The organism is Zavarzinia sp., from assembly GCF_041650655.1.
In the GTDB taxonomy this organism is placed as follows: Bacteria; Pseudomonadota; Alphaproteobacteria; order Zavarziniales; family Zavarziniaceae; genus Zavarzinia.
In genome coordinates, this window is record NZ_JBAZKR010000065.1 from 20648 (window position 1) to 27111 (window position 6464).

At 64.4% G+C, this 6464-nt stretch carries 6 protein-coding genes and 2 tRNA genes; 7 read left to right on the top strand and 1 reads right to left on the bottom strand.

Translation table 11 applies throughout. From position 1 onward, the window contains the following. The first annotated feature begins 25 nt into the window (after positions 1–25). The 3 genes from lon (at position 26) to WC493_RS15080 (ending at position 3143) form a co-directional block, all read left to right on the top strand. Complete coding sequence (gene lon, locus WC493_RS15070; protein ID WP_373066355.1) at positions 26–2437, top strand: endopeptidase La; 2412 nt, start codon at positions 26–28, stop codon at positions 2435–2437. Positions 2438–2697: 260 nt separating this feature from the next. Next, complete coding sequence (locus tag WC493_RS15075) at positions 2698–2973, top strand: HU family DNA-binding protein (RefSeq protein WP_373066356.1); 276 nt, start codon at positions 2698–2700, stop codon at positions 2971–2973. A 95-nt stretch (positions 2974–3068) separates the two neighbouring features. Further along, a tRNA-Val gene (locus WC493_RS15080) sits at positions 3069–3143 on the top strand. 93 nt (positions 3144–3236) lie between these two features. On the opposite strand, the gene WC493_RS15085 is transcribed toward WC493_RS15080, so the two are convergent. Beyond that, positions 3237–3911, bottom strand: coding sequence for a YopT-type cysteine protease domain-containing protein (locus WC493_RS15085; protein WP_373066357.1), 675 nt, complete (start codon positions 3909–3911; stop codon positions 3237–3239). Between the two features lie 150 nt (positions 3912–4061). Between WC493_RS15085 and WC493_RS15090 the strand changes: the two genes are divergently transcribed. The 4 genes from WC493_RS15090 (at position 4062) to WC493_RS15105 (ending at position 6324) form a co-directional block, all read left to right on the top strand. After that, positions 4062–4138, top strand: a tRNA-Asp gene (locus tag WC493_RS15090). A 143-nt stretch (positions 4139–4281) separates the two neighbouring features. After that, the gene (locus WC493_RS15095; RefSeq protein ID WP_373066358.1) at positions 4282–5082 is read left to right on the top strand and encodes a hypothetical protein; all 801 of its coding nucleotides are present in this window, start codon (positions 4282–4284) and stop codon (positions 5080–5082) included. Positions 5083–5084: 2 nt separating this feature from the next. Continuing rightward, on the top strand, positions 5085–5684 hold the full coding sequence (locus WC493_RS15100; RefSeq protein WP_373066359.1) for a TetR/AcrR family transcriptional regulator: 600 nt from the start codon (positions 5085–5087) through the stop codon (positions 5682–5684). Between the two features lie 274 nt (positions 5685–5958). Continuing rightward, entirely contained in the window at positions 5959–6324 is a 366-nt protein-coding gene (locus tag WC493_RS15105; protein WP_373066360.1) for an NADH-quinone oxidoreductase subunit A, read from the top strand. The last annotated feature ends 140 nt before the right edge of the window (positions 6325–6464 follow it).

The window sequence follows — 6464 nt, forward strand, 5'->3', positions numbered from 1 at the left end:
TTCGGCCCATAACGAAAGACAGCCCATGAGCAAGAGTATCGAGCCAGGCCAGCTCCAGACCTATGCGGTGTTGCCGCTTCGGGACATCGTCGTCTTTCCCCACATGATCGTGCCGCTCTTCGTGGGGCGCGAGAAGTCGGTCAAGGCGCTCGAAGATGTCATGAAGGACGACAAGCAGATCCTGCTGGTCGCCCAGCGGAACGCCGCCCAGGACAATCCGACGGAAAAGGACGTCTATGACGTCGGCACCGTCGCCTCGGTCCTGCAACTCCTGAAACTGCCCGACGGCACCGTGAAGGTGCTGGTCGAAGGCAGCGCGCGTGCCCGCATCACCGACTTCGTCGAGAACGAAGCCTTCTTCCAGGCCCATGCCCGCATGGTGCCGGACGAAGACAGCGACAAACGCGAGATCGACGCGCTGGCCCGCTCCGTCGTTTCGCAGTTCGAGCAGTATGTGAAGCTGAACAAGAAGGTGCCGCCCGAGGTCCTGGTCTCGGTCAACCAGATCGACGACCCGTCGAAGCTGGCCGACACCGTCGCCTCGCATCTCGCCACCAAGGTCTCGGACAAGCAGGAAGTGCTGGAGATCACCAAGATCTCCGAGCGCCTGGAAAAGGTCTACGGCCTGATGGAAGGCGAGATCGGTGTGCTGCAGGTCGAGAAGAAGATCCGCAGCCGCGTGAAGCGCCAGATGGAGAAGACCCAGCGCGAGTATTATCTGAACGAGCAGCTGAAGGCGATCCAGAAGGAGCTGGGCGAGGGCGAGGAAGGCCGTGACGAAGTGGCCGAGATCGAGGAGCGGGTGCGCAAGACCAAGCTCTCGAAGGAAGCCCGCGAGAAGGCCACGGCCGAGATCAAGAAGCTGCGCTCGATGAGCCCGATGTCCGCGGAAGCGACGGTCGTGCGCAACTACCTCGACTGGATGCTGTCCATTCCGTGGGGCAAGAAGTCCAAGATCAAGAAGGACATCCGCGAAGCCCAGAAGGTGCTGGACGCCGACCACTACGGCCTCGACAAGGTCAAGGAACGGATCCTCGAATATCTGGCCGTGCAGCAGCGCGCGACCAAGGTGAAGGGCCCGATCCTCTGCCTCGTCGGCCCGCCCGGCGTCGGCAAGACCTCGCTCGGCAAGTCGATCGCCAAGGCCACGGGCCGGCAGTTCATCCGCATGTCGCTGGGCGGCGTGCGCGACGAGGCCGAGATCCGCGGTCATCGGCGGACCTATATCGGCTCCATGCCCGGCAAGATCATCCAGGCCATGAAGAAGGCCAAGGCGAACAACCCGCTGTTCCTCCTCGACGAGATCGACAAGCTCGGCCAGGACTTCCGCGGCGACCCGTCCTCGGCCCTGCTCGAAGTGCTGGATCCGGAGCAGAACGCGACCTTCGCCGACCACTATCTCGAGGTGGACTACGACCTGTCGGACGTCATGTTCGTCACCACGGCGAACTCGCTCCGTATGCCGCAGCCGCTCCTGGACCGCATGGAGATCATCCGCATCGCCGGTTACACGGAAGATGAGAAGATCGAGATCGCCAAGCGGCACCTGATCGGCAAGCAGGTCGAGCAGCATGGCCTGAAGGCCGGCGAATGGGCGATCACCGACGAGGCCCTGCGTGACTTGGTGCGTTACTACACGCGCGAGGCCGGCGTGCGCAACCTGGAGCGGGAAATCGCGAATCTGACCCGCAAGGCGATCCGCGAGATCCTGCAGGACGGCGTCAAGTCGATCACGGTCACCCCGGAGAATCTCGAGAAGTATGCCGGTGTGCGCCGGTTCCGCTTCGGCGAGATCGACGAGGAGGATCAGGTCGGCGTCGTCACCGGCCTGGCCTGGACCGAGGTCGGCGGCGAGTTGCTGCAGATCGAGTCGGTGCTGCTGCCCGGCAAGGGCAAGGTGACCACCACCGGCAAGCTCGGCGACGTGATGCAGGAATCGATCTCGGCCGCGACGTCCTACGTGCGCAGCCGGGCGGTCTCCTTCGGTATCAAGCCGACCGCCTTCGAGAAGAGCGACATCCACGTCCACGTGCCGGAAGGGGCGACCCCGAAGGACGGCCCCTCGGCCGGTGTGGGCATGGTGACCTCGATCGTCTCGGTGCTGACTCAGATCCCGGTCCGGCGCGACATCGCCATGACCGGCGAGATCACGCTGCGCGGCCGGGTCTTCCCGATCGGCGGCCTGAAGGAGAAGCTCCTGGCGGCGCTGCGCGGCGGCATCAAGACGGTGCTGATCCCGAAGGACAACGAGAAGGACCTGGCCGAGATCCCGGACAATGTGAAGTCCGGCCTCGAAATCGTGCCGGTCTCGACCGTGGACGAAGTGCTGGCCCGGGCGCTGACCCGCCCGGTCGAGCCGATCGAATGGTCGCCGGAGCCGGAAGTGAAGCCGGCGCCCGAAGTGAAGGCCGACGTGGACAGCCTGGTCACCCACTGACCCTGTCCTGACGCGGAAGGCGCCGCCGGTGAGAGCCGGCGGCGCCTTTCTTTTGGGTGGCCTTCCGGTCCCCGGCTCCGGCGGGGAAGGGGGCCGAGGGAGGGGGCGCCGCGCCGGCCGCGCTGCGATCGCCATTCTCTGCCCGGCGAACGGCGGATTTCCGCGGTTTTTACTTTGACGGCCCGGGGGGGCGCTCTTAAGATCGCGGCGATTCTGGCGATGTGTCGGCTGGAACAGACAACCTCATAAAGGGGGCGAGAGTGGCTAACAAGAACGACCTCATCGCGGCGGTGGCCGAGTCGGCCGGTCTTTCCAAGGCGGATGCGGGCAGGGCGGTGGACGCCGTGTTCGAAGCGATCACCGATGCGCTGAAGAAGGGCGACGACGTTCGCCTGGTGGGTTTCGGCACCTTCGACGTGGTGAAGCGCGAAGCCTCCGAAGGCCGCAATCCGCGGACGGGCGAGAAGATCGAGATCCCGGCTTCCAAGCAGCCGAAGTTCCGCCCTGGCAAGGGCCTGAAGGACGCACTGAATTGATGGAACGGCCGCTCACGCGGCCGTTCGACTTCAGCCGGCCGCGCCAAGGCGCGGCCGGTCTTGTTTCGGGGCCCCGCCAAGGGGCTTCCATGGGCGGGCGATTAGCTCAGCGGTAGAGCATCTCGTTTACACCGAGAGGGTCGGCGGTTCGAAACCGTCATCGCCCACCATTCCGGCCGCAGAAGCGGCCGGGCCATCCTGTTTTTTGGCCGCGAAGGCGGCCGGGCCACCCTGTTTTTGGGCCGCGAAGGCGGCCGGGCGCCTCACGTCATCTGATAGCGGCGCACTTCCTGCACCACCATCTTGTGCTTCACCTGATAGTCGCGCATCAGCTGGGTGAACATGGCGGTCACCTCGAAGGCGTCGCCGCTGAATTCGCCTTCGTTCGGGTCGAAGATGTGAACCTCCGGCATTTTCGCCGTGAACTGGTCGGCGAGGGGGCGGCTCGCGCTGATCTGGCCGACCTTCATCGCCTTCATCATGGAAACCTCGATCGAGGCGCCGGCGATGGCATGGCCGCCGCCGCCCACGAATCGCAGCGACCAGGAGGCGGTCGCCATCGCGCCCTTGATGTCGCGCATGATGAGTCGGACCATGTCGTCGACTGTGTGAATGCGGCCGATGTCGTCGATCTTCATGTCGACGATCGTCTTGTCGGCATCGATGGCGAGGCCCAGGCTTTGGCCCATGGCCTTGCGGCTGTCGACGGCGCCCGCGGTCTTGCGCATCGCATTGTATTTCTGCTGGTACTTCATGGCGTCGGCGAAGACGTCGACCCGTTTCAGCGTGGCCAAGCGGTCCTCGGGGGATTCGGTCGGGTTGCTGCGAATCCGGCGGATCCAATGGTCGCACAGCGAGGCGCAGATGCCGTTGCGCAGGTCGCGGTCGGTGGTCCTCTCGTCCAGCAGGTCGCCCTGGCTGAATTTGACGAATTTCATCTCTCTTCCCCTCGCGGCCCGTCCCCGCTGGCTTCGGAGTGTGACGCAGCCCGCTCTTCCGGTCGATGACGAGCGTCACTGAAATCGGCTTCCGAAAGATGCTTGACACCCATGTGGGGGGCCAGTACAAGGGCGGCCTTCGTTGGTCGAGCGGGTGTAGCTCAGTTGGTTAGAGCGCCGGCCTGTCACGCCGGAGGTCACGGGTTCGAGCCCCGCCACTCGCGCCACCACGAAGTCAGAGAAGCCGCCGTCCCCCTGGGTCGGTGGCTTTTTCTTTGCTCCGGCAGATGCGCCGCTAAACTATACAACTAGACTCTATGTGTATAGTTGCCTAGGCTGTTTCCAACGCCGTTCACAGGCTGGGGGGAACATGCTCGATCTGCATCCGAATCTGGGCCGGCCCGCGACGGGCACGCGGAAATGGGTCTACCGGCTGTCGCTCCTGCTGACGCTCGCCTTTGCGGGCGGTGCCTATCTGCTGGTGGCGGCGGGGATCATTCCCGGCACGCCGATCGACGTCTGGTCGTCCTGGGTCATCCTGGGCGTTCTCTTCGTGCCCTTCATGGCACTCATGGACGGTGCCGGGGCGAAGCGGAGCCGGCTCGAGAAATGGTCGGAGTTCGGCTTCGTCTGGCTGCTCGTCTCCGGCATCGCCCAGACTTTCTGGGAGCTGCCCTGGTTCTTCCTGGACCTGACCGGCCTCGTCCACAATATCGGGCCGGATGACGGCTATCTCTGGGCCTGGTGGGTCTATGGCGGCGCGGACACGCGCTACATCACCTCGAATCCGACCATCGCCGGCCTCGAATTCATGGCCGGCTTCTCCGGTCCCTTCGAGCTCGCCGCCTGGTATCTCTACAAATACGGGCGGGGCCTGCAGGACAAGATCAAGGCCTGCTGGATGGCGCTGATCATCGGCGTCGGCCTGACCTATATGACCGGCGTCTTCTTCGTCGCCGAATGGCATGTCGGCTGGGTCCACATCCAGCAGGGCGGGCTCGGCTTCTGGCTCAAGTTCGTCGGCCTGAACGTGCCTTGGATCGTCGCCCCGGCAATCGCCATCCCGGCGGCCATGCTCGAACTGGCCCATCTCTACCGCGTCCAGGGCTTCGAGGCGGCGATGCGGGCGGGGGCGGGCGATCAGGCCGCCCGGCCGGCCCGGGCGGCCTGACCATGGCCCTGGCGGCCCTTCCGGCGGCCCCGAAGGGCGAAGCCTCGACGCGCCAGCAGATCGTCGAGGCCGCCCTTCGCTGCATCCTCAAGTTCAGCATCGAGAAGGCCGGCATCAGCGACATCGCTCGCGAGGCCGGACTGACCCGTGCCACCGTCTACAGCTATTTCCCGAGCAAGGAGGAGGTGCTCCACGCCGCCCTGATGCAGGTGGTGGGCGACTTCGTGGCCGACCTGGCGCACCACCTCGAAGCCTTCGAGGCGCCCGCCGAACGCCTGTCGGAAGCCCTTGTGCATATCTGCATCGAGATCCCCCGCAATCCCTATCTGCGGATCATCAACGAGCCCCATATGGCGGCCCAGGTCTATGGCAAGACCCTGACCTCGCCCGAAGGCACGGCGATCCGCCTGCAACTGCTCGACATGATTCTCCAGGGCAGCGCCGGGCCACTCGAACCCCTGTGCGAGATCTATACGCGCATGATCGTTTCCATGCTCACCATGCGGGACGCCCATCCGAAGGGGGCTGACGATCTGCGCCGCTTCTTCCGGCCGCTGGTCGGCCTCGCCGTCCCCCTGACGGCCGGAATCGGGGCGCCCTGAGGGCTTTTCCCCGCGAGCTGGACGCATTTTCCCGGCAAGGCCGGTTCTGCAACCGATTAGACTTTTGTCTCAAGCCACTAGGCGTCTCGTTGCGTCGCGATAGGAAGACGCGCTTTGGGCTGGACCGATCACTTTCTTTGCGATAATCCCCCACCTATACTCCCTCGGTCGAAAGGGGTTGGCTTGGGCTCGTGGGGCGTTCCCGTGCGGGAATCGCGCCATCGGTCCCATATGTCAGTCCCGCTGACCTTTCCTCGCGCTTGGTGGGTCTCGCATGGACGAGTTGCTCAGGGAATATCTCCCGATCCTGATTTTCATCGGGGTCGCACTGGCTTTGTCGATCGCGATGATCGTCGCCTCGCTGGTCGCCGGCGAACAGAAACCCGACGTCGAGAAGCTCTCGGCCTACGAATGCGGTTTCGACGCCTTCTCCGACGCTCGTGGCCGTTTCGACGTCCGCTTCTACCTGGTGTCGATCCTCTTCATCATCTTCGACCTCGAAGTCGCCTTCCTGTTCCCCTGGGCGATCTCGCTCGGCGATATCGGCACTTTTGGCTTCTGGTCGATGATGGTGTTCCTGGGCGTCCTGACCGTCGGCTTCGCCTATGAATGGAAGAAAGGGGCTCTCGAATGGGAGTGATCACCAAGGACACCCCGGCCGCACCGGTCAAGGACCCGTTCTTCACCGATATTTCGGACGAGCTGGGCGACAAGGGCTTCCTGGTCACCAACCTGGACGCCCTGGTCAATTGGGCCCGTACGGGTTCGCTCTGGTGGATG

What these genes read in the sequence shown, in the direction of transcription:
- WC493_RS15100 (WP_373066359.1), top strand. Translation starts at nt 5,085, where the DNA reads ATGGCCCTGGCGGCCCTTCCGGCGGCCCCGAAGGGCGAAGCCTCGACG.
- WC493_RS15095 (WP_373066358.1), top strand. Translation starts at nt 4,282, where the DNA reads ATGCTCGATCTGCATCCGAATCTGGGCCGGCCCGCGACGGGCACGCGG.
- lon (WP_373066355.1), top strand. Translation starts at nt 26, where the DNA reads ATGAGCAAGAGTATCGAGCCAGGCCAGCTCCAGACCTATGCGGTGTTG.
- WC493_RS15085 (WP_373066357.1), bottom strand. Translation starts at nt 3,911, where the DNA reads ATGAAATTCGTCAAATTCAGCCAGGGCGACCTGCTGGACGAGAGGACC.
- WC493_RS15105 (WP_373066360.1), top strand. Translation starts at nt 5,959, where the DNA reads ATGGACGAGTTGCTCAGGGAATATCTCCCGATCCTGATTTTCATCGGG.